General features: G+C 75.6%; 22 protein-coding genes and 1 pseudogene. 5 read left to right on the forward strand and 18 right to left on the reverse strand.

Going from position 1 to position 25,884, the window contains the following annotated elements:
- On the reverse strand, positions 1-1,088 hold a 1,088-nt coding region (locus HCN56_RS06970), incomplete at its 3' end, for an AfsR/SARP family transcriptional regulator (RefSeq protein ID WP_209312444.1).
- A 126-nt stretch (positions 1,089-1,214) separates the two neighbouring features.
- Between HCN56_RS06970 and HCN56_RS06975 the strand changes: the two genes are divergently transcribed.
- Positions 1,215-2,105: an alpha/beta fold hydrolase gene (locus HCN56_RS06975; RefSeq protein WP_167968611.1), complete on the forward strand. Its 891-nt coding sequence runs from the start codon at positions 1,215-1,217 to the stop codon at positions 2,103-2,105.
- An 89-nt stretch (positions 2,106-2,194) separates the two neighbouring features.
- On the opposite strand, the gene HCN56_RS06980 is transcribed toward HCN56_RS06975, so the two are convergent.
- Complete coding sequence (locus HCN56_RS06980; RefSeq protein WP_167968612.1) at positions 2,195-2,824, reverse strand: TetR/AcrR family transcriptional regulator; 630 nt, start codon at positions 2,822-2,824, stop codon at positions 2,195-2,197.
- Between the two features lie 169 nt (positions 2,825-2,993).
- Here HCN56_RS06980 and HCN56_RS06985 point away from each other — a divergent pair, with 169 nt between their 5' ends.
- From HCN56_RS06985 to HCN56_RS06995, 3 genes are all read left to right on the forward strand, one after another.
- Positions 2,994-3,596, forward strand: coding sequence for a GNAT family N-acetyltransferase (locus HCN56_RS06985; RefSeq protein WP_167968613.1), 603 nt, complete (start codon positions 2,994-2,996; stop codon positions 3,594-3,596).
- A gap of 188 nt (positions 3,597-3,784) precedes the next feature.
- Complete coding sequence (locus tag HCN56_RS06990) at positions 3,785-3,991, forward strand: CsbD family protein (protein WP_167968614.1); 207 nt, start codon at positions 3,785-3,787, stop codon at positions 3,989-3,991.
- Positions 3,992-4,508: 517 nt separating this feature from the next.
- Positions 4,509-5,798 carry a sulfite oxidase gene (locus tag HCN56_RS06995; RefSeq protein ID WP_167968615.1) on the forward strand — a complete coding sequence of 430 codons (1,290 nt, stop codon included), beginning with the start codon at positions 4,509-4,511 and terminating at the stop codon, positions 5,796-5,798.
- Positions 5,799-5,812: 14 nt separating this feature from the next.
- Here HCN56_RS06995 and HCN56_RS07000 read toward each other — a convergent pair whose 3' ends face one another.
- The 9 genes and pseudogenes from HCN56_RS07000 to HCN56_RS07035 form a co-directional block, all read right to left on the reverse strand.
- Complete coding sequence (locus tag HCN56_RS07000) at positions 5,813-6,859, reverse strand: LacI family DNA-binding transcriptional regulator (RefSeq protein WP_167968616.1); 1,047 nt, start codon at positions 6,857-6,859, stop codon at positions 5,813-5,815.
- A gap of 62 nt (positions 6,860-6,921) precedes the next feature.
- Complete coding sequence (locus tag HCN56_RS26250) at positions 6,922-7,494, reverse strand: LutC/YkgG family protein (RefSeq protein ID WP_312871097.1); 573 nt, start codon at positions 7,492-7,494, stop codon at positions 6,922-6,924.
- Positions 7,495-7,767: 273 nt separating this feature from the next.
- Positions 7,768-9,204, reverse strand: a pseudogene (locus tag HCN56_RS26255) (lactate utilization protein B); the annotation flags it as partial.
- A gap of 17 nt (positions 9,205-9,221) precedes the next feature.
- On the reverse strand, positions 9,222-9,995 hold the full coding sequence (locus tag HCN56_RS07010) for a (Fe-S)-binding protein (protein WP_167968617.1): 774 nt from the start codon (positions 9,993-9,995) through the stop codon (positions 9,222-9,224).
- On the reverse strand, positions 9,995-11,473 hold the full coding sequence (locus HCN56_RS07015; protein WP_312871098.1) for a rhamnulokinase: 1,479 nt from the start codon (positions 11,471-11,473) through the stop codon (positions 9,995-9,997). Before HCN56_RS07015 ends, HCN56_RS07010 begins: the two co-directional genes overlap by 1 nt.
- A gap of 170 nt (positions 11,474-11,643) precedes the next feature.
- Entirely contained in the window at positions 11,644-13,719 is a 2,076-nt protein-coding gene (locus tag HCN56_RS07020) for a bifunctional aldolase/short-chain dehydrogenase (RefSeq protein ID WP_167968619.1), read from the reverse strand.
- Between the two features lie 141 nt (positions 13,720-13,860).
- A complete protein-coding gene (gene rhaI / locus HCN56_RS07025; RefSeq protein ID WP_167968620.1) occupies positions 13,861-15,021 on the reverse strand; it encodes an L-rhamnose isomerase in 1,161 nt (386 codons plus the stop codon).
- Positions 15,022-15,259: 238 nt separating this feature from the next.
- On the reverse strand, positions 15,260-15,787 hold the full coding sequence (locus HCN56_RS07030; RefSeq protein ID WP_312871093.1) for a hypothetical protein: 528 nt from the start codon (positions 15,785-15,787) through the stop codon (positions 15,260-15,262).
- Between the two features lie 76 nt (positions 15,788-15,863).
- Positions 15,864-16,163, reverse strand: a complete 300-nt coding sequence (locus HCN56_RS07035; RefSeq protein WP_167968621.1) for a DUF4287 domain-containing protein — start codon at positions 16,161-16,163, stop codon at positions 15,864-15,866.
- Positions 16,164-16,579: 416 nt separating this feature from the next.
- Here HCN56_RS07035 and HCN56_RS07040 point away from each other — a divergent pair, with 416 nt between their 5' ends.
- Positions 16,580-16,927 carry a DUF8129 domain-containing protein gene (locus HCN56_RS07040; protein WP_167968622.1) on the forward strand — a complete coding sequence of 116 codons (348 nt, stop codon included), beginning with the start codon at positions 16,580-16,582 and terminating at the stop codon, positions 16,925-16,927.
- A 10-nt stretch (positions 16,928-16,937) separates the two neighbouring features.
- Here the strand turns inward: HCN56_RS07040 and HCN56_RS07045 are convergent, their stop codons facing one another.
- From HCN56_RS07045 to HCN56_RS07075, 7 genes are all read right to left on the reverse strand, one after another.
- Positions 16,938-17,915 (reverse strand): hypothetical protein, encoded by a 978-nt coding sequence (locus tag HCN56_RS07045; protein ID WP_312871094.1) that lies wholly within the window; start codon positions 17,913-17,915, stop codon positions 16,938-16,940.
- Between the two features lie 107 nt (positions 17,916-18,022).
- A complete protein-coding gene (locus HCN56_RS07050) occupies positions 18,023-19,303 on the reverse strand; it encodes a TRAP transporter large permease subunit (protein WP_167968623.1) in 1,281 nt (426 codons plus the stop codon).
- A gap of 4 nt (positions 19,304-19,307) precedes the next feature.
- Positions 19,308-19,898: a hypothetical protein gene (locus tag HCN56_RS07055; RefSeq protein ID WP_167968624.1), complete on the reverse strand. Its 591-nt coding sequence runs from the start codon at positions 19,896-19,898 to the stop codon at positions 19,308-19,310.
- The gene (locus HCN56_RS07060) at positions 19,895-22,024 is read right to left on the reverse strand and encodes a hydantoinase/oxoprolinase family protein (protein WP_167968625.1); all 2,130 of its coding nucleotides are present in this window, start codon (positions 22,022-22,024) and stop codon (positions 19,895-19,897) included. The genes HCN56_RS07055 and HCN56_RS07060 overlap by 4 nt, the downstream gene beginning before the upstream one ends.
- Before the next feature lie 59 nt (positions 22,025-22,083).
- On the reverse strand, positions 22,084-23,694 hold the full coding sequence (locus HCN56_RS07065) for an FAD-dependent oxidoreductase (RefSeq protein WP_167968626.1): 1,611 nt from the start codon (positions 23,692-23,694) through the stop codon (positions 22,084-22,086).
- 101 nt (positions 23,695-23,795) lie between these two features.
- Entirely contained in the window at positions 23,796-24,803 is a 1,008-nt protein-coding gene (locus HCN56_RS07070; RefSeq protein ID WP_167968633.1) for a LacI family DNA-binding transcriptional regulator, read from the reverse strand.
- A gap of 268 nt (positions 24,804-25,071) precedes the next feature.
- Positions 25,072-25,836, reverse strand: a complete 765-nt coding sequence (locus HCN56_RS07075; protein ID WP_167968634.1) for an ABC transporter ATP-binding protein — start codon at positions 25,834-25,836, stop codon at positions 25,072-25,074.
- Between the last annotated feature and the right edge of the window lie 48 nt (positions 25,837-25,884).

Below are 25,884 nucleotides of genomic sequence, written 5' to 3' on the forward strand. Positions count from 1 at the left end.
GGCGGCAGCCGGTCCAGGGTGCGGCGCGCCGCCGCGACCGTCGCGGCCGCCTGCTGCTCGTCGTCCGACCGGGTCCACACCGCCGGGACGTCGTGCACGCCGATGACCCGCGCGGTCAGCTCCGGGTCGCCCAGCCGTTCCGCCGCCTGCACGGCGGCCAACCGGTGGCGGCGGGCCTGCGCCAGCCCTCCCCCGCCGGTGACCGCGAGATCGCGCACCAGCCCCGCCGTGGACTCCAGCCGGGCGCGGGAGCCCGCCCGCACCTCGGTGTCGTAGGCGGCGCGGGCGCTCTCCCACACCTGGTCGGCCGGGTCGGCGCGGTCCGGGTCCAGGTGGGGCGCCTGCCGCAGCACGTCCTCCTCCAGGCGGCGCAGCCGCGGGCCGGGGTCGAGACCCAGATCGTCGCGGAGCGTCGTGCGGGCCCGCCGCACCACGGCGAGGGCGTCGCCCTGGCGGCCGACGCGGTACAGCGACAGTGCGAGCAGCCGCCAGCCCTCCTCGCGCCACGGCTGCGCCGTGACGTGCGCGTCGAGGTCGGCGGCGGCCCGTTCTGCCGCACCGGCGGCGAGGTGCGCCGCCGCGAGCCGTTCCACCGCGTGCAGCCGCAGCTCGGTCAGCCGCCCGCGTTCGGCGCGCACCCAGGCCGCGTCACCGAGCTCCGCCAGGGCGGGGCCGCGCCACAGGCCGAGGGCTGCGGAGAGCCGTGCCGCCGTCGCGGGCGGCGCCTCCCCGTGCGGGTCGGCGGCGAGAGCGGCCTCGAACCGCCAGGCGTCCACCGCCTCCGGCGCGGGTCGCAGCGCGTAGCCGGGGCCCTCCGTCACCAGGAGCTGCGGGCGGGCGCGCGGCGGGCGGTCCGGCTCCAGCGCGCGGCGCAGCGCCGCGACGAAGGTGCGGACGGCGCCTGCGCCGTCCGCCGGCGGCTCCTCTCCCCAGAGGTCCGCGACCAGCCGGTCGACGGGGACCACGTGCCGGCGCGCCACCACCAGCCGCGCCAGCACGGCGCGGTGCCGCGGTCCGCGCAGCGCCAGCGGCGCACCGTCCGCCGCCTGGGCGATGACCGGGCCCAGTACACCGAAGGACACCGGCATCGTCGACTCCTGCCCGCGCGCGGCGCGGACCGCGTTCGCTCATCGGTTGCTCATCCGCGGCCCGCAGGGTGGGACCACCGGCCGCCCGGCACCGCGGCGGCTCCGACTGTTCGGAAGAGGCACACCATGACACAGCCCGTACCCGGCTTCGCCACCCGACGCGTCCGCGTCGACGACGGCGTGGCGCTCGACGTCTCGGTGGGCGGCTCGGGGCCGCCGCTGGTGCTGCTGCACGGGTTCCCGCAGACCCGTCTGATGTGGCGCCACGTCGCCGCGGAACTCGCCGCGGACCACACGGTGCTCTGCCCCGACCTCCGCGGTTACGGGGCGAGCGGCAAGCCGGCGGCGGTGGACGAGGACACCTACTCCAAGCGCACCATGGCGCGGGACGTCGTGCGGCTGGCCGCCGCGCTGGGACACGAGCGGTTCGCGCTCGCCGGCCACGACCGGGGCGCGCTGGTGGCGTTCCGGGCGGGGCTGGACCACCCGGAGGCCGTGTCGCACCTCGCCTGTCTGGACGTGCTGCCGACCGTGGACATGTGGGAGGCGCTGCGCGGCGCGGACGCGGCGGTCGCCTTCCACCTGTACCTGATGGCCCAGCCCCCCGGGCTGCCGGAGCGGATGATCGAGGCCGCCGGGGACTCCTTCTTCGGCTGGTTCCTGGATGCCTGGGCGCGGGAGGGGTCGGCGCTGCCGCCCGAGGTGCGCGAGCACTACCTGGCGGCCTCGCGGGCTGCGGTGCCGTCGGTGGTGGCCGACTTCCGGGCGTCGGCGGGGGTGGACCTGCGGCACGACCGGGAGGACCGGGCGACGGGCCGGCGGCTCACCATGCCCGTCTCGGTGCTGCAGCAGGACTGGGGCGCCGCGCTCGGTTACGACGCGCGGGCGCTGTGGGAGGCGTGGGCCCCGCGGTTGCGGCACCGGACGGTCGCCTGCGGGCACTTCATGGCGGAGGAGGACCCCGGCGCCGTCGTCGCGGCCCTCCGCGAGCTGCTGGCGGTCGACGCGGACCGCTGAACCCCTGAACCGGTGGGGGCGGTGCGGCGGGGCGGACGGCCCGCCGACCGCCTCTGCCGTGCTGCCGCCGTGCCGCGGCGGGCAGGCCGTCAGCTCCGGGGCCGCACCAGGCCGGCGAGGAGCACGGCGTAGCGGTCGAGTGTCTCGCGGGCGGCGTCGTCGTCCCGATGGGACAGCCAGAGGGTGGTTGCCCCGCTGAAGACGGTGAGCACCATCTCGGCCATCTCCGCGGTCCCGCGCGCGTACTCGACGTGCGCCTCGGCGGCGAAGCGGTCCAGGTTCTCCGCGGTGCGTTCCAGGTAGCTGCGGTGTTCCCAGGCGGGCAACCCGCTCAGCTCGGGCTCGCGGAGCGCCAGCCCGGTCAGGTCGGTGAGGACCCGTTGGGCGTCGGGGTCCGCCACGACGGTCTCCCAGTAGGCGCGGAAGAGCGTGCGGAGGTTGTCGGCGGGCGGCGCCCCGGGGTCCACCTCGGGCCAGACCGCGCTCAGGTCGACGTCGATGTCGGTGGTGAGCAGCGCCGCGTACAGCTCGCGCTTGGAGCGGAAGCAGTAGTGGAACGCGCCGTGCGGCATGCCGGCCTCGGCGCAGATGGCGCGGGTGGTGGCGGCGCCGACGCCGTCGCGCTTCATGACCCGCAGCGCGGCCTGCGTCAGCAGCTCGCGGCGGGCTTCGACCGGCAGGTTCTTCCGGGGGGACCGCGCGGTCCCGGCGCTCTCCATGGGGCCAGCGTACCCAGTTCTGGCCAGGTGGCCAGGTCGCTTGACCTGGCCACCTGGCCAAGTTAGGTTGCGAGGCAGACGACGACCGCCGCGTCCCCGCCCCGACCAGCGGGAACCGGGCCGTGAACCCGCCGGTACCGCCGTCGCATCGCACCGAGGAGGCTCCCCCATGGTCCGGATCGAGACCGCGACGGCGGACGACACCGAGGAGGCCGCCGCCGTGCTCGCCGAGGCGTTCGCGGCCGACCCGGTCATCGCACGCTTCGTCCCGCCGACGGCGTCCCGCCGCGAACAGCGGCTGCGCGGCATGTTCCGCGGCGCCGTCCGGGCGGCCGGCCCGGCCAACGTCGACATCGCCCGGGACGACGCGGGCGGCGGGGAGATCCTCGGGGTCGCGGTCTGGCGCGCTCCCGAGGGCGGCGCGGGACCGGTCGGGGCGCTCGCCGCGCTCGGCAGCGCGCTGGCGGCGCTGGGCCCGCGCGGGGTGCTGCTGCTGGGCCGGTACAACCGCGCGCTGCGCCCCCACGTCCCGGAGGAGCCGCACTGGCACCTGGAGGACATCGGCACCCGCGCCGCGGCGCGGGGACTGGGCGTCGGCCGGGCGCTGCTCACCCACCGGCTGGCGATCGTGGACGACTCCGGGCGCCCGGCGGTGCTGGAGGCGACGACGCCGGCCAGCCGCCGGCTGTACGAGCGGTTCGGCTTCGCCGCGGCGGCCGAGCCCGACAGCGGCCCGCTGTCGGGTGCCGCGGTCATGGTCCGCCCCGCCTGACGACAGGCCGGGCACGCGGCGCGCACTCCGGCGCGTGCCCGGCCTGCCGCGCAACTCCGGGCCGGCACGCCGGGCATGACGGGAGTCAGCCTGGGCAGGCGCCCCGACGAACGAGTGACGGACGAGGGGACGAGCCCTCCGGGTCGGTGGGGACACCGGCCCGGGAACGCAGTCTCCGGGAGGTCGACATGAGCGTCGCAGGAACCAGCCGCCGTCTCACGGGGCACGCCAAGGAAACCGTAGGCAAGCTGACCGGCAGCAAGCGGCTGCGGGTGAGTGGCCGCTTGGACCGCATCCGGGGAGGCCTCACCAACGGCCTGTCACGTCTGCGGCACCGGGCGTCCGGGGTGCAGAGCTCCGTGGCGTCCTCGGGTCGCCGCGTGGCGCGGCGCTAGCCCACCCGCCCGCAGGAACCATGCCCGCCGGCCGCGCGGGCAACGACGGTGGCGGGACGCCCTTTCGGGGCGTCCCGCCACCGTCGTGCGTGCGATGGCCACGCCGTGCCACCGCCGCGGGCGTGCTCCCGATGGCCGAATCCCGGCGGACGTGCCGGGGTCGCCGCCCCTACGATGTTCTTCGTGACCGCCAGCCGACCGGCCTTCTCGGCCGTCCCCGCCGCCGCGTCCCACCGCGCCGCCGCGAGCCGCTGCTGTCGCTCCTGTTGTCCCGGCTGCCGCTGATCCCGCTCCCTGGCCCGGTTCCGTTCCGGCGCACGCCTCCTCCCGGCGGTGGCGCTCCCGCCCGGGCCCGGCGACGCCGGATGACGTCGCCACCGCGTCCTCCCCCGCCTCTCCCCGCGGTCGACCGACGCCTGTCGCGTGCCCCGCCCCGCCGTGCAGCGCCCCGCTGCCCCCAGGGGCGGTGGTGCGCCGCGGGCGAGGCGCGTCGGCCGTCCCGACGAAAGCAGGCCCCGTGTCCCGTTCTCCCCTTCCCCACGACGACGAGGCGGCGTACGACCGCGATCGTGCCGCGCGGTTCCTCGACGGTGCGGCCCGCGCCGACGGGGTGTCGCGGCGCGCGCTGCTCGGTCTGCTCGCCGCCGCGCCGACCGCACTGCTGACCGGGACGGACCGCGCCGCCGCCGCACCGGCGGGCCCGGCGGCCGGGCTCGCCACGGTCGTCAAACCGCTGCCGCCGGAGCACTACCGGGTGCTCGGCACCAACGCCGAGACCCGGTGGGAGGCGCTGCGAGGCAGCGGCTTCACCACCCCGAACAGCCACTTCTTCGTCCGCAACCACACCGCGACGCCGCTGATCGACCCCTCGGCCTGGCGACTCCGCGTCTGGGGCAGCGGGCTGCGCGGCGCACCGTCGCCGGAGAACGCCGTCGTGTTCGGTCTGCGGGAGTTGCGCCGCCTCCCGGCGGTGGAGCGCGCGGTGCTGGTCGAGTGCGCGGGCAACGGCCGCGGCTTCTACGCCTGGCAGCAGGGGCAGGAGGTGTCCGGCACGGACTGGGGGTTGGGCGCGATCGGCCTGGCCCGCTGGCGCGGCGTCCGGCTGGCGGACGTGCTGCATCGGGCGGGGGTCACCTCGCGGGCGGTGGACGTGATGCCGCGGGGGCTGGATGCCCCCGTGACCAGCGGCGGGGTGGAGTTGGGCCGGGTGCGCCGTCCGCTGCCCCTCGCCAAGGCCCTCGACGACGTCCTCCTGGCCTACGAGATGAACGGCGAGCCGCTGCCACCGGACCACGGCGGCCCGGTGCGGGTGGTGGTGCCCTCGTGGGTCGGGATCTCCTCCGTCAAGTGGGTGGGCGACATCGAGGTCTCGGACACGGCGCTCCATTCGCCGTGGAACACGGAGCTGTACCGCCTCTTCGGGCCGCGGCACCCCGAGGGCGGCAGCGCCCCGCTGACGCGGCAGACCGTCAAGAGCGCCTTCGAGCTGGCGCGCGACATCGAGGTACGCGCCGGTCGGACCCACCGGTTGCACGGCCGTTCCTGGTCCGGGCTGGGGACGGTGCGGAGCGTGGAGGTCAGCACCGACGGCGGGGCGCGCTGGCAGCGGGCACCGCTGCGTGACTCACCGCGGCGTGACGCCTGGGTCCGCTGGGAGTTGCCGTGGCGCCCCGCCCGGCGCGGCCCGGTCGACCTCCTCGCGCGGGCGACCGACTCCGCCGGGCGCACGCAGCCGGCGGAGTCGGTGCACAACACCCAGGGCTACCTCTTCGACGCCGTCGTCCGGCACCGGGTGCAGGTGGTCTGAGCGCGCCCGCCGCGTCAGCCGGGGCGCGGTGCCCGGGAGGACCGCCGCACGACGAGTTCCGGCCGGAGGACCACCGCCCGGTGGTGGTGGTCCTCCGGCCGGGCTTCGGCGGCTCCCGCCTCCTCCGCCAGCAACCGCACCGCGACGCGGCCCAGCTCCTCGGCGGGCTGCCGCACCGAGGTGAGCGGCACGGCCGCCGCGGCGGCGAACTCGATGTCGTCGTACCCGACGAGGGCGACCTCGTCCGGGACCCGCACACCGGCGGTGACCAGGGTCTGCAGGACGCCGAGGGCCAGCAGGTCGTTGGCGCAGAACACCGCGGACGGCAGCGTGGGCAGCCCGAGCAGCCGGGCCCCGGCGTCCGCGCCGGACGCCACGTCGAGCCGCTCGGTGGCGAGCGAGGTCAGCGCGGACGCCGGCAGCCCCGCCTCGGTGAGGGCGGCGAGCGCCCCCGCGCGGCGGTCCTGGCACTGCGGCAGGTGCGGCGGCCCGCTGACCCAGGTGACCCGGCGGTGCCCCGCGGCGAGCAGGTGGCGCACGGCGAGGGCGCCGCCGGTGACGTCGTCCACGGCGACCGAGCACCCCTGGTCCGGCGGCAGTTCGCGGTCGACGTACACGTACGGGATGCCGTGGCGCCGGAACCGCTCCAGGTTGCCCCCGGAACTGTCGGCGGGCGTCACCAGCACACCCCGGACCCGCTGCTCGGCGAAGAGCGCCAGGTAGTCGGCCTCCTCGACGGCGCTCTCCGCGCTGCTGCACACCATGGTGCGCAGGCCGACCTCCGAGGCGGCCCGCTCCGCCCCCTTGGCCACCCCGGCGAAGAACGGGTTGGCGAGGTCCAGGACGAGGACCGCGACCATCCGGCTGCTGCCCGACCTCAGCTGACGGGCGGTCTCGCTGCGCACGTAGCCGAGCACCTCAATGGTGGTGAGCACCCGTCGGCGCGTGTCCGGGGAGACGGTGTCGGGCCGGTTCAGGACGTTGGAGACCGTGCCGACCGAGACACCCGCCTCCCGCGCCACGTCCTTGATGCCGACCGCCGCCGCGTCCCGACGTGTCATCGTCCCGCCCTCGTCCTCGCCGCCGCTCCGGCCGGGCCGTCGTCCGGGCCGTCCGGCCCCGGTCACCCGCGGCCGGACAACGCCGGCCCGCGGTCCACCAGGACGACCTCCAGCGTACGCGGGCCGTGGACCCCCTCGACGCGGTCCAGTTCGATGTCGCTGGTGGCGGACGGGCCGGAGATCCAGGTCAGCGGACGGGCGGGGTCCAACCGCTCCAGCACCTCGGGCACCGAGTCCACCACCTGGTCGGGGGCGTGCACCACGCAGACGTGGTGGTCGGGGACGAGGCTCGTCCGGCGCAGGCCCTGAGCGGGGCCGCCGTCCAGGACGAGGGTGCCGGTCTCGGCCACGGCGACGGCGCAGCCGGTGACGACACTGTCGGCGGTGGCGAGCTCCGCAAGCGGCACGTCCTCCGTCAGCCAGCGCACCCCCTCGGTCCGCCACGACGCGGGCAGCGACGGCGGGGCGAGCGCCACCTCGGTGCCCCGGCGGCGCAGCAGCCCGGCGATGGTCTCCGGCAGGTCGGCGGGGGTGCAGCGGTGGACGTGTGCGCGGTAGTCGGCGAGGTTGGCGGCGAGGAGTTCCACGGCGTCGTGCGCGGTGCCGGGCCGGTGGCTCCGCCGGTAGTCGCGCACGACGGGGACGTCCTGCGGCCGTTCGTGCCGGGGGACGTCGCGCAGCGCGGCGCGGAGCCGGGTGAGGACCAGGGTGCGGTCGCCCGTCCCTTCCCGGGAGCCGACCGGCTCGGCGGCCCGGGCCCCGGCCTCGGCGGGTGGGGACGCGGCGGGCGGGGAGGTGGCGGGCCGGATGGTGGTGGGCGGGCCGGCGGCATCGACGGCGAGCGCCGGGCCATCGGCGGCGGGGGCCGGGGCGGGTGCAGGTGTGGCCGCCGAAGCCGGGGCAGCGGCCCCGTGCTGCTCCTGCCACCAGCTGCGGAAGCTGCGTTCGGGGACCACCGGCAGGTCGCGGCTGTCGGTCCAGGCGCGCCCGGCGCCGGGCAGCCGTCGCGGCAGGTGGTTCCGCGCCCGGCCCGCGGCCGCCTGGGCCCGCGCGAGGAGGGCGGGGCGGTCCAGCAGCAGGCGGGCGGCGCGCATCGCCGTCCGTTCCGCCCGGTGGCCCGGGGCCGGGCGCTGGTGGAAGCGGCTCCCGCCGAGGGTCACCGGCCCGCCCTGCACCACGCGTTCCCGCAGGTGGACGAGGACCTCGGGGATGTCGATCGCCACGGGGCAGACCTCGTGGCACGCCCCGCAGAGGGAGGAGGCGAACGGCAGCGAGGCGTCCAGCTCCCCGGTGGTGCCGCGCAGTTGCGGGGTGAGGATCGCACCGATGGGGCCGGGGTACGCGGACCCGTAGGCGTGGCCGCCCGCCCGCTCGTAGACGGGGCAGACGTTGAGACAGGCCGAGCAGCGGATGCACCGCAGCGCCTGCCGGCCGACGGTGTCCGCGAGCGTGTCGCTGCGGCCGTTGTCCAGGAGCACCACGTGGCAGCTCTGCGGGCCGTCCCCCGGGGTGACTCCCGTCCAGGTCGAGGTGTACGGGTTCATCCGCTCGGCGGTCGAGGAGCGGGGCAGCGTCTGGAGGAAGACCTCCAGGTCCCGCCAGGTGGGCACCACCTTCTCGATACCGACGACGGAGATCAGGGTGTCCGGCAGCGTCAGGCACATCCGGCCGTTGCCCTCGGACTCGACGACGACGAGGGTGCCGGTCTCGGCGACCAGGAAGTTGGCGCCCGAGACGGCGACCCGCGCCCGCAGGAACTTCTCCCGCAGGTGCAACCGGGCGGCCTCGGCGAGCGCGCGGGGGTCGTCCGTCAGCTCCTCCGGGGCCGGGCGGCCCCGGTCGGCCATCCGCGCGCGGAAGATGTCGCGGATCTCCGAGCGGTTGCGGTGGATCGCCGGCACGAGGAGGTGGGAGGGCCGGTCGTCGCCGAGCTGCACGATGAGTTCCGCGAGGTCCGTCTCGTGGGCCGCGATCCCCGCCGCCTCCAGCGCCTCGTTGAGTTCGATCTCCTGGGTGGCCATCGACTTGACCTTGACCACCTCGTCGGCGCCGGTCCGGCGGACCAGCCCGGTGACGATCCCGTTGGCCGCCGCGGCGTCCGCGGCCCAGTGGACCTGCCCGCCGGCGGCGGTGATCGCCGTCTCGGCCTGCTTCAGGTAGGTGTCGAGGTGGCGGAGCGTCCGGTCCTTGAGGGCGGCACCCGCCGACCGCAGTTCCGCCCAGTCCGACAGCTCCGCGACGGCCCGGGCGCGCTTGTCGCGGATGGTGCGGGTCGCGTGGCGGAGGTTGCCGCGCAGCGTCGCGTCACCGAGGGCGGCCTCCGCGCCGCGGGGAAAGGCCGGCATCCCCAGGTGGACGGGGTTCACGGTGTCTCCAGGGGGTGGGGCTCGGCGCGGGTGGCGGCGAGGATCTCCGCCAGGTGGAGCGGGCGGGTGGGCGCTCCGGTACGGGTGAGGGTGCCGCCGATGTGCATCAGACAGGAGTTGTCCAGGGCGCAGAGCGCCTCGGCGCCGGTCGCGGTGACGGCGGCCGCCTTGTCCGTCCCCATCGACGCCGAGACCGCGGCGTTCTTGACGGCGAAGGTGCCGCCGAAGCCGCAGCACTCCTCGGCGCCCGGCAGTTCCCGCAGCTCCAGTCCCTCGACGGCTGCGAGCAGCCGGCGCGGTCGGTCGCCGAGGCCCAGCATCCGCAGCCCGTGGCAGGTCGGGTGGTAGGTCACGGAGTGCGGGAACCACGCGCCGACGTCGGTGACACCGAGGACGTCCACGAGGAACTCGGTGAGTTCCACGGTGCGGCCCGCCGCGTCGACCGCGTCGGCCAGCGCTGCCGCCGCGCCGGGCCGCCCCTCGTCCAGTGCGCGCCGCCGCATCCGGGGGTAGTTGTCGCGCACCATCGCGGCGCACGACGCAGAGGGGGTCACGACATGGTCGTACCCGGCGAAGGCGCGCGCGTGGCGCAGCGCGAGCGGTTCAGCCTCGCGGCGGTAGCCGGTGTTGAACTGCGGCTGGCCGCAGCAGCTCTGGGCCTGCGGGAACTCGACGTCCACACCGAGGCGGCGCAGCAGCCGCACCACGGCGCGCCCGGTGCCGGGGTACAGGGTGTCGTTGACACAGGTCACGAAGAGCGCGACGCGCATCACCGCTCCTTCCGGGTCTGTGCGGCGCGTTCGGCCGCACGCTGCCATTCCGCCGTGTCGCCGCGGGGTTCGTACCGCACCAGTGGCAGCGCGCGGCGCAGCAGTGCGCGCCCCGCGTCCGGCCCCCCGGGGACGAGGCCGGCGGTCCGGGCCTGGCAGAGGAGGTTACCGACAGCCGCCGCCTCGGCGGGCCCCGCCACGACGGGGCGGCCGCACGCGTCGGCGGTGAGGCGGCAGAGCAGCTCGTTGCGGGCGCCGCCGCCGACCACGTGGACGACGTCGACCGCGCGGCCCGACAGCCGTTCGGCGTCCGTGATCGCTTCGCGGTGGGCGAGGGCGAGCGAGTCGAGGACGCACCGCACCGTCTCCGCGCGGTCGCGCGGTGCACGCTGCCCGCCGCGGCGGCACGCCTCGGCGATCCGTTCCGGCATCCGGCCGGGGGCGGTGAACGCCGGGTCGCCGGCGTCCACGACGGGGCCGGGGCCCGGCACCCGGGCCGCCTGCTCCAGCAGCTCGGTGAGGGGGGCGGGCGCCCCGTCGACCTCCCAGCTGCGGCGGCACTCCTCCAGCAGCCAGAGCCCCATGATGTTGCGGAGGTAGCGGACGGTGGCGTCGACGCCCAACTCGTTGGTGAAGTTGGCGCGTCGGCTCTCCTCGGTGAGCACCGGGGCGTCGAGTTCGACACCCGCCAGCGACCAGGTCCCGGTGGCAATGTAGCCGAAGTGGGGCGTGGCGGCGGGAACGGCAGCCACGGCGGAGGCGGTGTCGTGGGAACCGACGGTCGTCACGGGGACGGGCCCGGGCAGTCCGGTGGCGGCCAGGACCTCGGGGAGCAGGTCTCCCGCCGGGTCCCCGGGCCGGCGCAGCGGCGGGAACAGCGAGGTGTCCAGCCCGGTCGCCCCGGCGACGCGAGGCGACCAGTCGCCGGTGCGCGGGTCCAGGAGCTGGGTGGTGGAAGCGTTGGTCAGCTCGGTGCCGAGCCGTCCGGTCAACCAGTAGCTGATCAGGTCCGGCAGGAGCACGACGTGGCGGGCCGCCCGGAACGCCGGGGTGCCCCGGGCCGCGAGCAGCTGGTAGACGGTGTTGAAGGGCAGGTGCTGGAGTCCGGTGGCGGCGTACAGCTCCGCCGGCGGCAGCACCGCCTCCAGCTGCTCCCGGGTTCCGGCGACGCGGTCGTCGCGGTAGTGCACGGGGTTGGCCAGCAGCTCCCCGTCACGGTCGAGCAGGCCGTGGTCGACGGCCCAGCCGTCGATGCCGAGCCCGGCGATTCCCGCCCCGCCGGTGAGGCGGCCGGCCCGGCGGAGTCCGTCCAGGACGCCGCGGTGGAGGTCGAGGACGTCCCAGTACAGGGTGCCCCGCACCCGGACCGGCCGGTTGGGGAACCGGTGCGCCTCGCGCAGGTCGAGGGCGGCGGGGCCGTCCGCGGCGGGGCGGAACCGGCCGAGGATCACCCGTCCGCTGGAGGCGCCGAGGTCCACCGCGGCGAACGTCGCGTCGTCACCGGGGCGCGCGGCGGCTGCGGGCCCGGCGGGTGCGGGCGGGGCGGAGCGGCGGTGGCTGGGCACGGGTGGCTCCCAGGGGCGACGGGCGGGTCGGGGCGGGTCGGCGGCGCCGGCGGGGCGCCCGTGGGTGCCCCGCCGGCCCGGGGTCACCGCAGGAACGCGGCGGCGACGCCGGCGTCCACGGGGACGTGCAACCCGGTGGTGTGGCTGAGGTCGCCACCGGTGAGCGCGAAGACGGCGTTGGCGACGTGCTCGGGCAGCACCTCGCGCTTGAGCAGGGTGCGCTGCGCGTAGAAGGCGCCCAGTTCCGACTCGGGCACGCCGTAGACCGCGGCGCGCTTCGCCCCCCAGCCGCCGGCGAAGATGCCCGAACCGCGCACCACCCCGTCGGGGTTGACGCCGTTGACGCGGATGCCCTGCTCGCCCAGCTCGGCGGCGAGCAGCCGCACCTGGTGGGCCTGGTCGGCCTTGGCCGCGCCGTAGGCGATGTTGTTCGGGCCGGCGAAGACACCGTTCTTGGAGGAGATGTAGACGAGGTCGCCGCCGATCCCCTGGGCGGTCATCACCCGGGCCGCCTCGCGCGAGATCAGGAACGAGCCGCGCGCCATCACACGGTGCTGCAGGTCCCAGTCGTCGGCGGTGGTCTCGGCGAGCGGCTTGCTGACGGAGAGGCCGGCGTTGTTGACGACGAGGTCGACGCCGCCGTAGGCGAGCGCGGCCGCTCGGAAGGCGGCGGCGATCTGCTCCTCGTCGGTGACGTCGAGCGGCACGGCCACGGCGCGGTCCCGGCCGCCGAGTTCACCCGCCACGGTCCGTGCGGCCGTCTCGTCCCGGTCGGTCACCACCACGGCGGCGCCCTCGGCGGAGAGGCGGTGCGCGATGGCGCGGCCGATCCCGGAGCCGGCGCCGGTGACCAGGGCGACCCGGCCTGCGAGCGCCGCGGGCGGCGGCATCCGCCGGAGCTTGGCCTCCTCCAGCTCCCAGTACTCGATCCGGAACTTCTCGGACTCCTCGATCGGCGCGTACCGGGAGACGCTCTCCGCGCCCCGCATCACGTTGACGGCGTTGCGGTAGAACTCGCCGGCGACGCGGGCGGTCTGGGCGTCCTTGCCGAAAGAGAACATGCCGACGCCGGGAACCAGCACGACGGCGGGGTCGGCGCCCCGCATCGGTGGCGAGTCGGGGCCGGCGTGCCGCTCGTAGTAGGCGCGGTACTCCTCCCGGTAGGCGGCGTGGAGTTCCCGGAGCCGGTCGAGCAGTTCGGGCAGCGGGGTGTCGGCGGGCCGGTCCAGGACCAGCGGCCGCACCTTGGTGCGCAGGAAGTGGTCGGGGCAGGAGGTGCCGAGCGCCGCCAGGCGCGGGTGTTCGGCGCGCGCCAGGAAGTCGAGCACGGCGGGGGCGTCGTCGAAGTGGCCGAGTTGCGGCCGGTCGGTCGAGGCGAGGCCCCGGACGACCGGCGCGAGGGCGGCGGCCCGCTCGCGGCGCTCCGCCTCGGGCAGCGCGCCGTAGCCCGGGAGGGGTTCCCCGAAGGGGTCGGGGCGGCCGTGCTCCGTCAGGAAGTCGGCGGCGGTCCGGATGATCTCCAGGGAGTTGGCCTCGCACGCGTCGCTGGTGTCGCCCCAGGCGGTGATGCCGTGGCCGCCCAGGACGCAGCCGATGGCACCGGGGTTGTCGCGACGCACGGCCGCGATGTCCAGACCGAGCTGGAAGCCGGGGCGCCGCCAGGGCACCCAGACCACCCGGTCGCCGAAGCAGCGCCGGGTCAGTTCCTCGCCGTCCGCCGCGCAGGCGAGGGCGATGCCCGAGTCCGGGTGGAGGTGGTCGACGTGCGGCGCCTCGACCAGTCCGTGCATCGCGGTGTCGATGGAGGGGGCGGCGCCGCCGCGACCGTGCAGGCAGTGGTCGAAGGCGGCGACCATCTCGTCCTCGCGCTCGACGCCCGGGTAGACGTCCACCAGGGCGCGCAGCCGGTCCAGCCGCAGGGCGGCCAGGCCGTCGGCGGTGAGGGTGCCGAGGTCACCGCCGGAGCCCTTCACCCAGAGCAGCTCGACATCGCGGCCGGTCGCGGGGTCGGTCGCGGTGCCCTGTGCGGAGGTGTTGCCCCCGGCGTAGTTGGTGTTGCGGGGGTCGGCGCCCAGGCGGTGGGAGCGGGCGATGAGGTCGGCGACGGGGCGCGGCGGTTCGGGGGCGGCGGTCGGTGCTGCGGTGGGGTGGCTCGTCATGTGTCCGGTGGCTCTCTCACGGTCGGCGCGCCGAGCGGCGCGGAAGGGACTGGACGGACTGCGGGCGGGCCCGTGGCACCGCGGGGCGGAGCGGGGCTCCGGCCCCGGGCCGCCGGGCGAACGGGCCGGACCGGCGGCGCGTCAGGCGCCCCAGCCGGCGGCGGTTCCGCCGACGCGCTCCGCGACGGTGCGCTCGGCCCAGCCGGAGCGGCGGTAGGCCGCCATCGGGTCCGGGTCGATCCCCCACTCCTCGCGCAGTTCCGCCAGGAGCGGCCGGACGTCGGTGTGGTAGGCGTCCATCAGCACGGCGTTGGCGGCCAGCACGTCACCGTCCGTCTGCGCCGCGGTCAGCGCCGCCCGGTCCACCAGCAGCGCCTTGGCGGTGGCCTCCTGGACGTTCATCACCGAGCGGATCACCGCGGGGATCTTCGGCTCGATGTTGTGGCACTGGTCGAGCATGAACGCCGTCTGCGGGCCCAGCCCGCCGCCGCCGATCACCTCGTGCATGATCCGGAAGAGCTGGAACGGGTCGGCGGCGCCGGCCATCAGGTCGTCGTCGGCGTAGAACCGCGAGTTGAAGTCGAACCCGCCCAGTTTCCCCGCGCGCAGCAGGAAGGCGACGATGAACTCGATGTTGGTGCCCGGCGCGTGGTGTCCGGTGTCGACCACCACCTGCGCCTGGGGGCCGAGCTGCAGGCAGTGCGCGTGGGCCGTCCCCCAGTCCGGCACGTCGGTGGTGTAGAACGCCGGCTCGAAGAGCTTGTACTCCAGCAGCATGCGCTGGTCCTCGCCGAGCCGGGCGTACACGGCCCGCAGCGCCTCCGCGAGGCGGTCTTGGCGGGCCGCGATGTCGTCCTGGCCCGGGTAGTTGGTGCCGTCGGCGAACCAGAGTTTGAGATCCCGCGAGCCGGTCGCGTCCATGATGTCGACGCATTCCAGCAGGTGGTCGAGGGCCTTGCGGCGCACCGCGGCGTCGGGGTGGGTGACCGAACCGAGCCGGTAGTCGTCGTCCTGGAAGACGTTGGAGTTGACGGTGCCCAGCCGCACCCCGCGCGAGGCGGCGTGCTCCGCCAGCGCCGCGTAGTCGTCCACCCGGTCCCAGGGGATGTGGAGCGCCACGGAGGGGGTGACGCCGGTGTGGGCGTGGACGCGGGAGGCGTCGTCGATCTTCTCCTGCGGCGTGCGCGGCACTCCCTGCTGGGCGAACACCTTGAAGCGGGTGCCGCTGTTGCCGTACGCCCACGACGGCGTCTCGACGGCCTGCGCCCGCAGCGCTGCCCGTACCTCCGGTCCGGCTGCCATGAGGAGGCTCCCGTTTCCGCTCGATGACATGAAACGATTCAACACGCGAAAGTTAGGGGCGCCCCGACCGGCTGTCAACACCTCCCGCGCCCCGTGTTGCCATGAACCGTGCACTCAAGGGCACTCCCCGGGCCCGGTCGAGTGACACGTCTGGGGGCGGCAGCATTCCGAGTGAATGAAAGGATTCAAGTCTCGTTGTGGCTGGCGGGAGGCACCCGGCACGCGGGGCGGCCGCCGGTCACGCCACCGCGAGGGCCGCGCCGCCCGCCTCCGCGCGGAGCGCCTCCAGCAGCCGGGCCTGCGTCGCGGCACGCGCGATCAGCAACGGCAGGTCGACCGCGCTGTGGCGGGCGAGCCCCGGAAGCCCGGACAGGGTGCGCCACATGGCCGCCTTGCCGCAGACCCCCAGGTACATGGCCTCCAGCTCCACCAGGTCCGAGAGGCGGGCCCGGCGGACGAGGCGGCCGTTCGGCTTCAACACCCCCAGGGTCTCCGCGGCCGCGCCCAGCAACAGGAGGTGCTGGTGCACCGGCACGTGGAGGGAGCGCATGAGGACCAGCAGCGCGCCCCGGTCCTCGCGGATCTCCCGGGCGACGCCGGCCCGCCGGTCGGCCTGCCCGTCGGGGGCATGGTCGGCGATGCGCCGCGCCAACCGCGTGCCGGCGGTGGCGCCGGCCAGGTGGTCGTTGAGATAGATCGTCAGCGCCCGGTCGGCCCGGACGCTGCTCCACTCCCCCAGCTGCGACTGGATCGGGTCGATGTCCACACCAGCATCCTCCGCGCCGCGCGGCCGTCCCGCACCCCGGAGCGGTCCGCACGCGCGGCGGGCGCGGCGCGGGGCCTCAGCCCTTGGTGGCCGGGTTGGTCGCCTTGCCGTCCAGCCAGAGCGTGGCGCTGTCGTCCCGGTGCGTTCCGGAGCTGCCGACGTGCTTGTCGGAGATGGCTGCGCCGTTCTTGAGGACGTGGACCAGAGCCATGCCGTGCCCCCGGCCGAGGCCGTAGTCCGCCTTCAGCCACTCCAGCACCGCGCCCGCCTTGGTGTCGGGCCCGTCGAGTCCCTTCTCCTCGGCGATCGCGACGAGCTGCCGCGGGGTCAGACCGGTCCTGGTCTCGATGGTGTCGAGGTACGCCTGGAACGACATGCGTGGATCTCCTGGTACGTGAGGTGGGAGGACCGGCCGCGGCGGCCCGGCTCCGGTGGACGTCGCCGGGCCCCGGGCCGCGCTCCCCCCGACCGGCCGACGCACGCCGGCACTCCCCCCGGGGCGGCGCGGCCGACCGGGGCGGACGCCGCGGCAGAACCGGTGGAACCGTCGGCGGCGGGCCCGGCCCACCGGCCCGATCGGCCTGTGGCAAGTCTTCCACGGCAACCCCCGCGAGAGCCCGCTCCGGCGGGAGGACAGCAGTTTCGGAGAAGTACGCCCCGCCCCGGCCCGGTCGGCGAGCACGTTTGGCGCGCCGCCACCGGGTAACCCGAGACGTCACCGCGGCGTCGGTCACCCACGCGGGGACCGGCGGACGCGGACCACGTACCTCAGATGGAGAGGAGCCCGGAGGCATGACCGACCACACCCTGCCCGTACCGGACTGGGACCAGCAGCCCGCGGGGTCCCTCCTCCACCGCATCCGGAGCCTGGACAGCGAGCAGCTGGCCGCGCTGGAGCGCCACGAGGAGAACCACGCCGACCGGCCCGCCGTACGCCAGATGCTCGCCACGCGCCAGGAGGAGCTGCGGGCGGGCGCGGAACCGTCCCCGGGCGGTGACGGCGAACCGGTGGACGCGGCGTCCCCCGGCAGCCACGGTTCGCCCGCCTCGCCCGCCACCGCGGCCGAGCCGCACCACCATCCGCCGCACGGCCACCCCCGCCAGCCGGGACAGGGGTACCGGCAGGGCCCCGGCACCTGAGCCGGCGACGTCACCGCGCCCCGGTACGGGGCACCGCGGGGGCGGTGTCCAGGGAGTGGTGGAAGACCCCGAGGTGGTCCCGGCGGGAAAAGTCCCCGCCGACCTCGGTGATGAGGATGTTCCCGCCGCTCCCCCGGTCGGTGTGGTACACCACGAAGGCGCTGCCGTTCCTCGTCAGCAGGTGGGGACCGCTGAGGTTGACCGCGCCCACGTCGGAGTGGCGGATCAGCGGCTGCTGGTCGAAGGTCCACCGGCGGCCGTCGGGCGACCACCCCCAGCCGATGTCGCGGTGGTCGCTCGCGTTGTTCACCATGAACACCATGACGTACCGGGCGCCGCGGTCGGGCAGATCGTGGGGGAAGACCCGCGCGTAGGACGTCTCCGTCGTGCCCGAGGGGAGCATGGAGGTGTCCAGCACCACCCCGTCGTAGTCGAACGCGATGCCGTCGGACGAGCGGGCGAGCCGGGTGGTGCCGTTCTCGCCGTGGAAGTAGAGCCACATCTCGCCGACGTCCGCGTTCCACATCACGTGCGGCGAGGAGACGTGGCTGACGGAGTAGTGGGGTTCCCAGCTGCGCGAGACGATCGGGTTGCCGGGGTGCTCGGTGAACGGCCCCTCCAGCGAGTCGCCGTGCGCGAGGCAGATCCCGCCGGGGGCGTCGTGCGGCGCGTAGTAGAGGTAGTACCGCCCGAGGGCTCCGGACAGCCGCCCCGCGGTGCCCCGGATGCAGGGGAAGATGATCTCCCCGGTCGGGTCGTAGTCGAGCTGCGAGGGCGTCAGCAGGGTGGTGAGGTAGCGGTACTCCGGGAACCCTCCCGGGGCGCTCGCGGTCGCGGCAGTCGCCGCGCCGCCCTCCGCCCGGGCGACCCCGCCGCCCAGGGCGACGGCCGTGCCGGCCGCGGCAGCGCCGCGCAGGAACAGCCTGCGGGGGACGGCCCCGGTCGGCCCCGGGGTGGGGCGGGTCGTTGCGTGCTGCGGCTCGTTCACGTGCTCTCCGTTCGTCGTGTCGGACGGGTACCGGTGGGCGGGGGCCGAGGCGCCGGCTCCGCTCGGGGCGGAGCCGGCACGGCGGGCGGATGGGGGGAGACGCGCGGTCAGAGATAGGTGACAGCGGTGACGCAGAATCCCCCCAGGGCGACAAACCAGACGTACGGCAGCGTGCGCACCATGACCTGCTGCGGGCTGACCCCGGCGTACTGGGAGCTCCAGACGGTCTGCGTGCTGGTCGGGTCGGAGACCCCGAACACCTGGTTGTAGGAGGCGACCAGCCCGAGCACCGCCATGGCGGGGTAGATCTGCGTGGCGATGAGCACGCCGGCGATCCCGGCCCCCAGCCCGAAGACGTTCAGCGGGCCGCGGTAGAGGCAGAGCGGCACCAGCAGGGTGAAGACCGCCACGAACGCCACCGGGTTCTGCGGGCTGATCGCCTTGACCAGCGGCTCCAGCGCGGTGACCGCGCCCGGCAGCTGCACCGCGGCGAGCAGGATGCCGATGGCGATGAACAGCGCGATCGGCGGCGCCGCCACCTGGAACCCGCCGTACAGCGTCCGCAGCAGCCGCTTGTTCATCTCGCGGGGCCGGGTGGTGGTGACCAGCCCGAACAACACGCCCGCCAGGAGCGAGGGGATGATCGCCACCTCCAGCCCCAGCGCGAGCACCAGCGGCACCAGCGGGGTCAACAGCGCGTACCAGGGGGCGTCCCCGAGCTGCTTCCGGCGGGACTCCGGGCGGCCGGAGCCGGACCGCAGCGACCAGGTGTGCTCGACGCCCCGGCGGCGGGACTCGATCAGCACGTAGGCCACGCCCGCGGCCAAGGCGAACGGGAACAGCTTCACCATGAAGGAGCGCACCTGCGGGACGGGGATGTCCAGCGCGGTGGAGAAGAACTGCCAGATGGGCAGCTCGAAGGGGACGCCGACGGCGATGCCCATGAGGATGGTGCCGGCCGCGGTGACCTTGGGGATGCCCACGGCGATCATGGCCGGGATGCCGATGATCCCGGCCATCATCGCGGCGGGCGCGGACCCGGTGACGGTGCCGATCAGGGCGGAGACCCCCAGCACCCCCAGCGCGACGACGGTGGGGCGGTCGCCACCGAACTCGACGATCTTGCGGACGATGGTCGAGGCGACGCCGGTCTCGTCCAGCAGCCTCCCGAGCCAGGAGCCGAGCAGCACGGCGATCATCGTCGAGGCGAGGGCCGGCGCGCCCTCCTGGATCACGGTGTCGAGAACACTCTCCTCCCCCGTGACGGAGGCGCCGGCCACGAAGGCGATGGCGACGGCCATACCCACGAGGGCGAAGGCGGTGGGCAGTTTGCGGGACAGCATGGCGGCGACTCCGACCGCCATGATGAGCAGGATGACAACGCCCATGACGTCACTTCTCTCTGTGGTCGACGGCGGCGGCGAGCGCGGCGGTCAGCAGCAGCGGGCTGCGCCCGAGACCGGCCGCCCGACGGGCGTGGGCATGGGCGGCGACCTCGTCGGCGCCCGCGACGTGCCCGAGGCGGCGCAACCGGCCCACGCGCAGGACCTCGTGGCCCAGGGCGCGGCGGAACTCGGCGCGTACGGGGCCGTGGTGGAGCCGTTCGTGCACCGCCTCGTGGGCGAGGACGGCGACGCGCAGCGAGCCGGGCGGGTACCAGTGCTCCCAGCCGTAGCGGCGGACGAGCCGCTCGGCGGCGGCGAGGGTGTCGGTGTACAGCTCCACCGTCGGTACGGGCCGGGAGCGGTAGCGGGCGAGCAGCCCGCGGTCGAGGCCGTCGTCGCGTTCCTCGACGCGCTCCGGCGGCGGCCCGGCGGGCAGCGTGGAGCCGAAGGCGTCCGCGGCGCGGGCCCATCGGCGGAGCAGCTCGGGGTCGCGGCCCTCGTGGGTGGGGGTGTCCGCCAGCAGCCGGACGGCGAGGTCCAGGTCGTCGACGGCGGCGATCTCCCGGCCGCGGGGCAGCTCCGCGGGAACGGCGGTCACGACCGCACCTCCACGACGAGGACGACGGGTTCGGCGCCTCCCCGGGAACGCAGTTCGCCGCGGGCGAGCGCCAGGAGGGGTTCGGGGTCGAGCACGCCGGAGAGATCCGCGATGCGGGAGCCGAGCAGCATGCGGACGGCGGGGGCGCGCACCCCGCCGTCGCCGTAGGCGGTCTTCTCGGCGACCAGCTCGGCGAGGGCCCCGGGCGCGTCGGCGACGGTGGTGGCGGCCACGTGCGCGTCCGCCAGGTGCAGCCGCACCACGCCGTCGGCGTCGACGACGCGCACGGGGTGGCGCGGGGCGCGCATCCGGCGGCGGACGGTGGTGCCGTAGACGGTGTGGGCGGGGGTCCCGGCGAGGACCTCGACCGCGGCGGGGTCCGCCTTGAGGCTGGCGGCCGCGGCGCGGAGCCGTTCGCCGTCGTCGGAGCGGTGGGCCCGGTCCTGGGTGCGCAGTTCGGTGGCGCCGGTGGCGACCGCGCGGATCTTGCTGGTCTGCGGGTCCACGGTGACCTCGACCTCGACGCCGCCGGGGTCCGCGCCCTGTGCCACGACGGCGGCCTCCGCCTCGGCGCGCACGGCGAGGATCTGCTCCTGTCCGGCGCCGGGGACGATGCGTTCGACCTCCTCGCGGACGAGGGCGAGGGCGACCCCGATGGGGCTGATCACCTCGCTGTTGCGGGCGATCCGCCCCTCCAGGCCGGTGGCGGCGGCCAGGTGCGGGGTGACGGCGGCGGCTCCTCCCCCGCCGCCGACGAGCACCGCGGTGTCCTTGTCGAGGCGGTAGTCGTCGACCATCGCGTCGACGACGCCGCGGACCTGCTCGGTCCCGGCGTCCAGCACGCGGGCGGCGGCCGCCGCGACATCGGTGCCCAGCAGGGCGGCGAGCGGGGCGAGCGCGGCGCGTGCCGCGTCGGGGTCGCAGCGGGCGAAGTCGCCCTCGGGGACGCGGCCGAGCGCATTGGCGGCGCAGGTCATGGTCAGGGCGTAGCGGCCGCCCGCGGCGTCGATGACGACGTGGTCGGCCGGGTCGTCGGGCATGGGGCGGACCGTGGTGATCCGGGCGTCGCGCAACTCCTCCACCGCGGCGAAGCAGGCGTAGGGCAGCCCCGCGATGTGGGCGCTGCGCGGGCCGACGCCGACGACACGGCCGCCGTCGACGCGCACCATGGAGCCGCCGCCGACGCCGACGGTCCGCACGTCGAGCGCGTTGAGGTAGGTGGTGCGGCCCAGGACGGTGGCGTGGCGGACCGCGACCTTGCCGCGGCGGACGACGCTGATGTCGGTGGAGGTGCCGCCGGTCTCCAGGAACACGCCCTCGCTGACGCGTTCCTGCATCAGCGCGCCCGCGACGCCGGCGGCGGGGCCGGAGAGGATGGTGAGCAGCGGTCGGCGCCGCATCTCGTCGAGGGACATCACCCCGCCGTCGCAGCGCATGACCATCAGGGGGGCGGTGACGCCGGCCCCGGTGATGGAGCGGTCCACCAGGTCGGCCGTGGCCAGCATCCGGGGAAGGATGGCCGCGTTGACCACGGCGGTGCGGGTGCGTTTGTGGAGGCCGTAGAGCGAGGTGATCGCGTGGCCGGCCGTCATGGGCAGGCCGTGGGCGGCGGCCGCCGCCAGGACGGCCTGTTCCCCCTCGGGCCGGTCCACGCTGAAGGACTCGGTCGCGACGAGGACCTCCGAGCCCGCCGCCACGAGCGTGTCGACGGCGGCGGTGACCTCGGCGGTGTCGCTCGCGTCGCCGACGTGCGCGTAGTGGAGGGGGAACTTCTTGCCCGGGGTCAGTTCGAGTCGGCCGAGGGCGGCGAGGCGCCGGGTCAGGAACCCGCCGGCACCGCGGCCGATGCCGATGAGCCCGGTGGTGGCGACGTCGCCCTCCAGGAGGGCGTTGGTCGCCTGCGTGGTGCCGTGGGCGAGGAAGGCGACGTCGGCCGGGTCCCGGTCGATCTCGTCCAGGAGCCGTTCCAGCGCCTCGACGATGCCGTGGGCGACGCCGTCCGGGTGGTGGTGGCTGGTGGGGACCTTCACCTGGCCGAGGAGTTCCAGTGTGGTCGCGTCGACGGCCACCGCGTCGGTGAAGGTTCCGCCGACGTCGATGCCGACGCGGATGCGGGGGGTGGTCATGGTCTGCACCTCCTGGTGCTGCGGGGCGGCGCGGCGCGCCGCCCCGGGGCGCGGTCGGGTCAGTAGCCCCGCACGTCGGGCCAGTGGCGCTGGACTCCGGCGCAGTCGAGGTGGCGTGCGAAGTCGCCGAACCGCTCGTCGGTCGCCTGCACCTGGTGCGGTTCCAGCTTCTCGTTCAGGCAGTGGGCCGCGAGGGCGCCGGCCACCTCGCCGATGTTCCACTCGACGGGGTGGAGGCGGTAGCAGCCGTTGGTGATGTGGGTGGTGCCGATGTTCTTGCCGGCCGGCAGCAGGTTGCGGACGCGCCGCGGCAGCAGGGCGCCGAGCGGGATCTCGAACGGGACCGAGCCCACGTCGATGTAGTTGTCGCCGCCGGTGGAGGGGTGGAGGTCGATCCGGTAGCTGCCCACGCCGACCGAGTCGCGGTGGCGCACCCGGCCGTGCGGCCCGAGCACGTCGATGGAGACGTCCTGCTCGGTGACGGTGGTGACCGCCTTGATGCGGCGGGCCTCCCGGACGTACGGCGCCTTGGCGAGACCGTCGGCGGTCCCGGTGATGTCGGGCCGGATGCGGAGCCCGGGGAAGCCGGTGCCGCCGTCGGCCCGCGGCGCCTCGGTCTGCAGCCAGTACAGCACCGAGAGCGAGAGCTGCCGCGCCTCGGCGACCGCGGCGGCGGTGGTCTCCGCCCCGCCGCCGATCAGGGGCTTGAGCCAGTAGTCGTTGAGGGGCCAGTTGACGAGGGTGATGTCGGAGTCGAAGGCGCCGGGGGTGTGGAGCCGGCGGGCGAGGATGCGGCGGAACCCCCACAGTTCCTTGTCGCCCGCGTCGGCGCTCTGGTCGGCGCTCACCTGCAGCGGGTCGACATCGGGATTGGGGACGAAGGTCCGCGGCACCGGCTCCAGTGTCCGGGGGTCGGGCGCGTTGAAGCCCAGCAGCGGGCCGGGCCAGAACTCCGGACGGTAGTCCCGCCAGAAGTCGTAGTCGGCGGGCCGGTCGACCACGTGGTCCTCCCCCTCGTGGTGGGAGAGGGCGAAGCAGACGGTGATGCCCTGCTGGTTGAGGGGCTGCGCCTCGTCGGGGGCGTTCGGCTCGTCGAACTCGGCGCGGGACTCCGCTCCGGAGCCGTGCTCGACGGCGGCGAGGTCGAGGAGTTCCCCGGTCTCGGTCGCGTCGATCACGTAGGGGGCGCGGAGGGTGACGCGCCGGTCCTCCCGGCGGTCGAGCAGGGTGACGGAGGTGACGCGGTCGCCGTCGGCCGTGGCGGCGAGCGGCGCGTGGTCGGTCAGCACGGTGAGGCGGCCGGCGGACCGGTGCGGCGCAATCATCGCCTCCAGCACGGCGAGGGCGACGCGCGGTTCGTGGCAGAGCTTGCTGACGCGTCCCGCGCCGGGGTTGAGGCCGGTGAGGCCGGCGGCCTCGGCACGCAGCGGGTACCAGCGCCGGTAGTGGTCGCGGATGCCCTCGCGCAGGGCACGGTAGGTGGCGGTGGTGCCGAACTGCTCGACCCACGGGTGCTCGTCGGGCGGGACGGCCTGCGAGGTGAGCTGGCCGCCGATCCAGTCGGTCTCCTCGGTGAGCACGACGGTCCGCCCGGCGCGGCAGGCGGCGAGGGCGGCTGCGACGCCGCCGAGGCCGCCGCCGACGACGAGGATGTCGGGTTCGGGTGTCACGAGGTGTTCTCCCTTGTGCCGTTGGGTGTGCGGTCGTCACCGCCGCGAGGCGGTGGGTTCGGTGCCGGGGTGCGGAGCCCTCCGGAGAGAGGTGTGCGGGGTCAGCGGGGTGGTGGGCCGACGGTCGCGCCCGGGCGGAAGGCGCACTCCACCAGCGGTTCGTCCGGGCGGCCGCCGGCGACGAGCGCGGCGAGGGCCCGGACGGCCGCGGCTCCCAGCCGGGCGCGGGGGAGGTCGAAACCGGTCGGGACGGGCCCCTCGTGATCGGGCGGCGGGCTGCCGAGCAGGGCCAGCGACACGTCGCGGGGGCAGTCGAGGCCGGCGTCGGAGACGGCGGTGTTGAGGGCGCGCCAGGCGGCCGAGGTGTCCGTCTCCTCGACGACGATCGCCGTCACACCGGCGGCGAGCCACGCCCGCAGCCGCGCCGGGGTGAGGTCGCGCTCGGGGTCGGCGCAGCGGTGCACCCGTTCCGGGCCGGTCGGGACGCCGGCGGCGAGGAGCCCCTCGTGGAAGCCGCGTTCCCGGTCGGTCGAGGCCGGCACGGGGTCGTCCTCGCAGACGAGCACGACCTCCCGGTGGCCGCGGGCCACCAGGTCGCCGACGACCGCACGTGCGGCGGTCACGTAGTCGGCGCCGACCCAGGCCAGCCCCTCCGGCTCGTCCCGGCGGCCGAGGTGGACCACGGGGAAGCCGTCGTCCACCAGCCGCCGCAGCTGGTCGGCGGGGGCGTGCCGCCCGAGGACCAGGCAGCCGTCGGCGAGGCGGGCCCGGTGCAGCGCGTGGGCGCCGGCGCGGGCGCCGCCGGTGCTGGAACCGGTGAAGAGCACCAGGTCGAACCCCTGGGCCGCGGCCTCCTGCTCCACGCCGACCAGGAACGGGTAGTACGAGTGCTGCACGTCGGTCGGGAAGGTCGCGGTGAAGCTGAAGACGCCGAGCAGGTTGTTGCGCGCGGCCGCCAGCCGGCTGGCGGCGGGGTCGGGGACGTAGCCGAGGCGCTCGGCGGCGCCGAGCACCTTGCGGCGGGTCTCCGCCGAGATCGCGACGTCGTCGGCCTTGCCGCCCAGGACGAGCGAGACCGTCGTCTGCGACACCCCCGCCAGCTGGGCCACCTCGGCCTGCCGGGGCCGGCCCGCGCGCGGCGCCGCGACGCGGCGGCGCGTCTGCCCTCGAACCTCGTCCACGGTCGCTCCCCTCGGTACTAATACGCATTAGGCCCGCGTATTGGTCCAGCACTGTGGGGCCCGACCGGCGTCGAGTCAAGGGGTGTGCGGCGGGTTTCCGCAGGACGCGGCCCCGCCCGACCGGGCGAGGCGGGGCCGCGGCGGACGGCGGCGGAGACCCGGGACAGCGGCGGCGCCCAGCACCGCCCGCGGGGCGTCAGTCGCCGGCGGCGGCCGCTCCCAGCAGGTCGCGGATGGCGGCGCCGACGCGTTGGAACTCGGGGCTCTCCAGCGTCTGCTCGTAGGCGCGGTGGCCGGGGAGGTCGACCTCGAACTCCTCGATCACCCGGCCCGGCCTCGGTCCCATCACCACCGCCCGCGACGCCAGGTAGACGGCCTCGGCGACCGAGTGGGTCACCAGCACCACGGTCATGCCGGTGGCCTCCCAGATACGCCGCAGCTCGACGTTCATGTTCTCCCTGGTGAGCGCGTCGAGCGCTCCGAAGGGCTCGTCCATGAGCAGCACGTCCGGCTCGTGGAGCAGCGCCCGGCACAGGGAGACGCGTTGCTGCATGCCGCCCGAGAGCTCGAACGGCATGGCGGTCTCGAACCCGGACAGGCCGGTCATCTCGATGAGCTCCGCCGCCCTTTTCCGGGACCAGGCGCGGGGCAACCCGCGCATCTCGGCCTGGAACAGGATGTTGTCCCGGGCGTTGCGCCAGTCCAGCAGCGCGGCGCGCTGGAAGACGAACCCGACGTCGCGGCGGGGGCCCGCGACCCGGGTCCCGCGCAGCGTGACCTCGCCCGCGGTGGGGTCGGTCAGCCCGGCAATGACCCGTAGCAGGGTGGACTTGCCGCACCCGGAGGGCCCGGCGATGCTGAGGAACTCGCCGCGCGCCACGGAGAGGTCGATACCGCTGAGCGCGTGGACGGTCCTCCCCTTGCTGCGGAAGGTGACGCCCACCCCGCGGATCTCGACCATCGCGTCGCCGTCGCCGGGGGCGGCGGCGGTGACGGGCTCCCCGGTGGC

Origin of the sequence: Streptomyces lonarensis (genome assembly GCF_012033735.1) — a bacterium.
GTDB lineage: Bacteria > Actinomycetota > Actinomycetes > Streptomycetales > Streptomycetaceae > Streptomyces > Streptomyces lonarensis.

Coding starts and splice junctions, on each gene's coding strand:
- HCN56_RS06975 (WP_167968611.1), top strand. CDS start 1,215: ATGACACAGCCCGTACCCGGCTTCGCCACCCGACGCGTCCGCGTCGAC.
- HCN56_RS06980 (WP_167968612.1), bottom strand. CDS start 2,824: ATGGAGAGCGCCGGGACCGCGCGGTCCCCCCGGAAGAACCTGCCGGTC.
- HCN56_RS06985 (WP_167968613.1), top strand. CDS start 2,994: ATGGTCCGGATCGAGACCGCGACGGCGGACGACACCGAGGAGGCCGCC.
- HCN56_RS06990 (WP_167968614.1), top strand. CDS start 3,785: ATGAGCGTCGCAGGAACCAGCCGCCGTCTCACGGGGCACGCCAAGGAA.
- HCN56_RS07000 (WP_167968616.1), bottom strand. CDS start 6,859: ATGACACGTCGGGACGCGGCGGCGGTCGGCATCAAGGACGTGGCGCGG.
- HCN56_RS07010 (WP_167968617.1), bottom strand. CDS start 9,995: ATGCGCGTCGCGCTCTTCGTGACCTGTGTCAACGACACCCTGTACCCC.
- HCN56_RS07020 (WP_167968619.1), bottom strand. CDS start 13,719: ATGACGAGCCACCCCACCGCAGCACCGACCGCCGCCCCCGAACCGCCG.
- rhaI (WP_167968620.1), bottom strand. CDS start 15,021: ATGGCAGCCGGACCGGAGGTACGGGCAGCGCTGCGGGCGCAGGCCGTC.
- HCN56_RS07035 (WP_167968621.1), bottom strand. CDS start 16,163: ATGTCGTTCCAGGCGTACCTCGACACCATCGAGACCAGGACCGGTCTG.
- HCN56_RS07040 (WP_167968622.1), top strand. CDS start 16,580: ATGACCGACCACACCCTGCCCGTACCGGACTGGGACCAGCAGCCCGCG.
- HCN56_RS07050 (WP_167968623.1), bottom strand. CDS start 19,303: ATGGGCGTTGTCATCCTGCTCATCATGGCGGTCGGAGTCGCCGCCATG.
- HCN56_RS07060 (WP_167968625.1), bottom strand. CDS start 22,024: ATGACCACCCCCCGCATCCGCGTCGGCATCGACGTCGGCGGAACCTTC.
- HCN56_RS07075 (WP_167968634.1), bottom strand. CDS start 25,836: ATGGTCGAGATCCGCGGGGTGGGCGTCACCTTCCGCAGCAAGGGGAGG.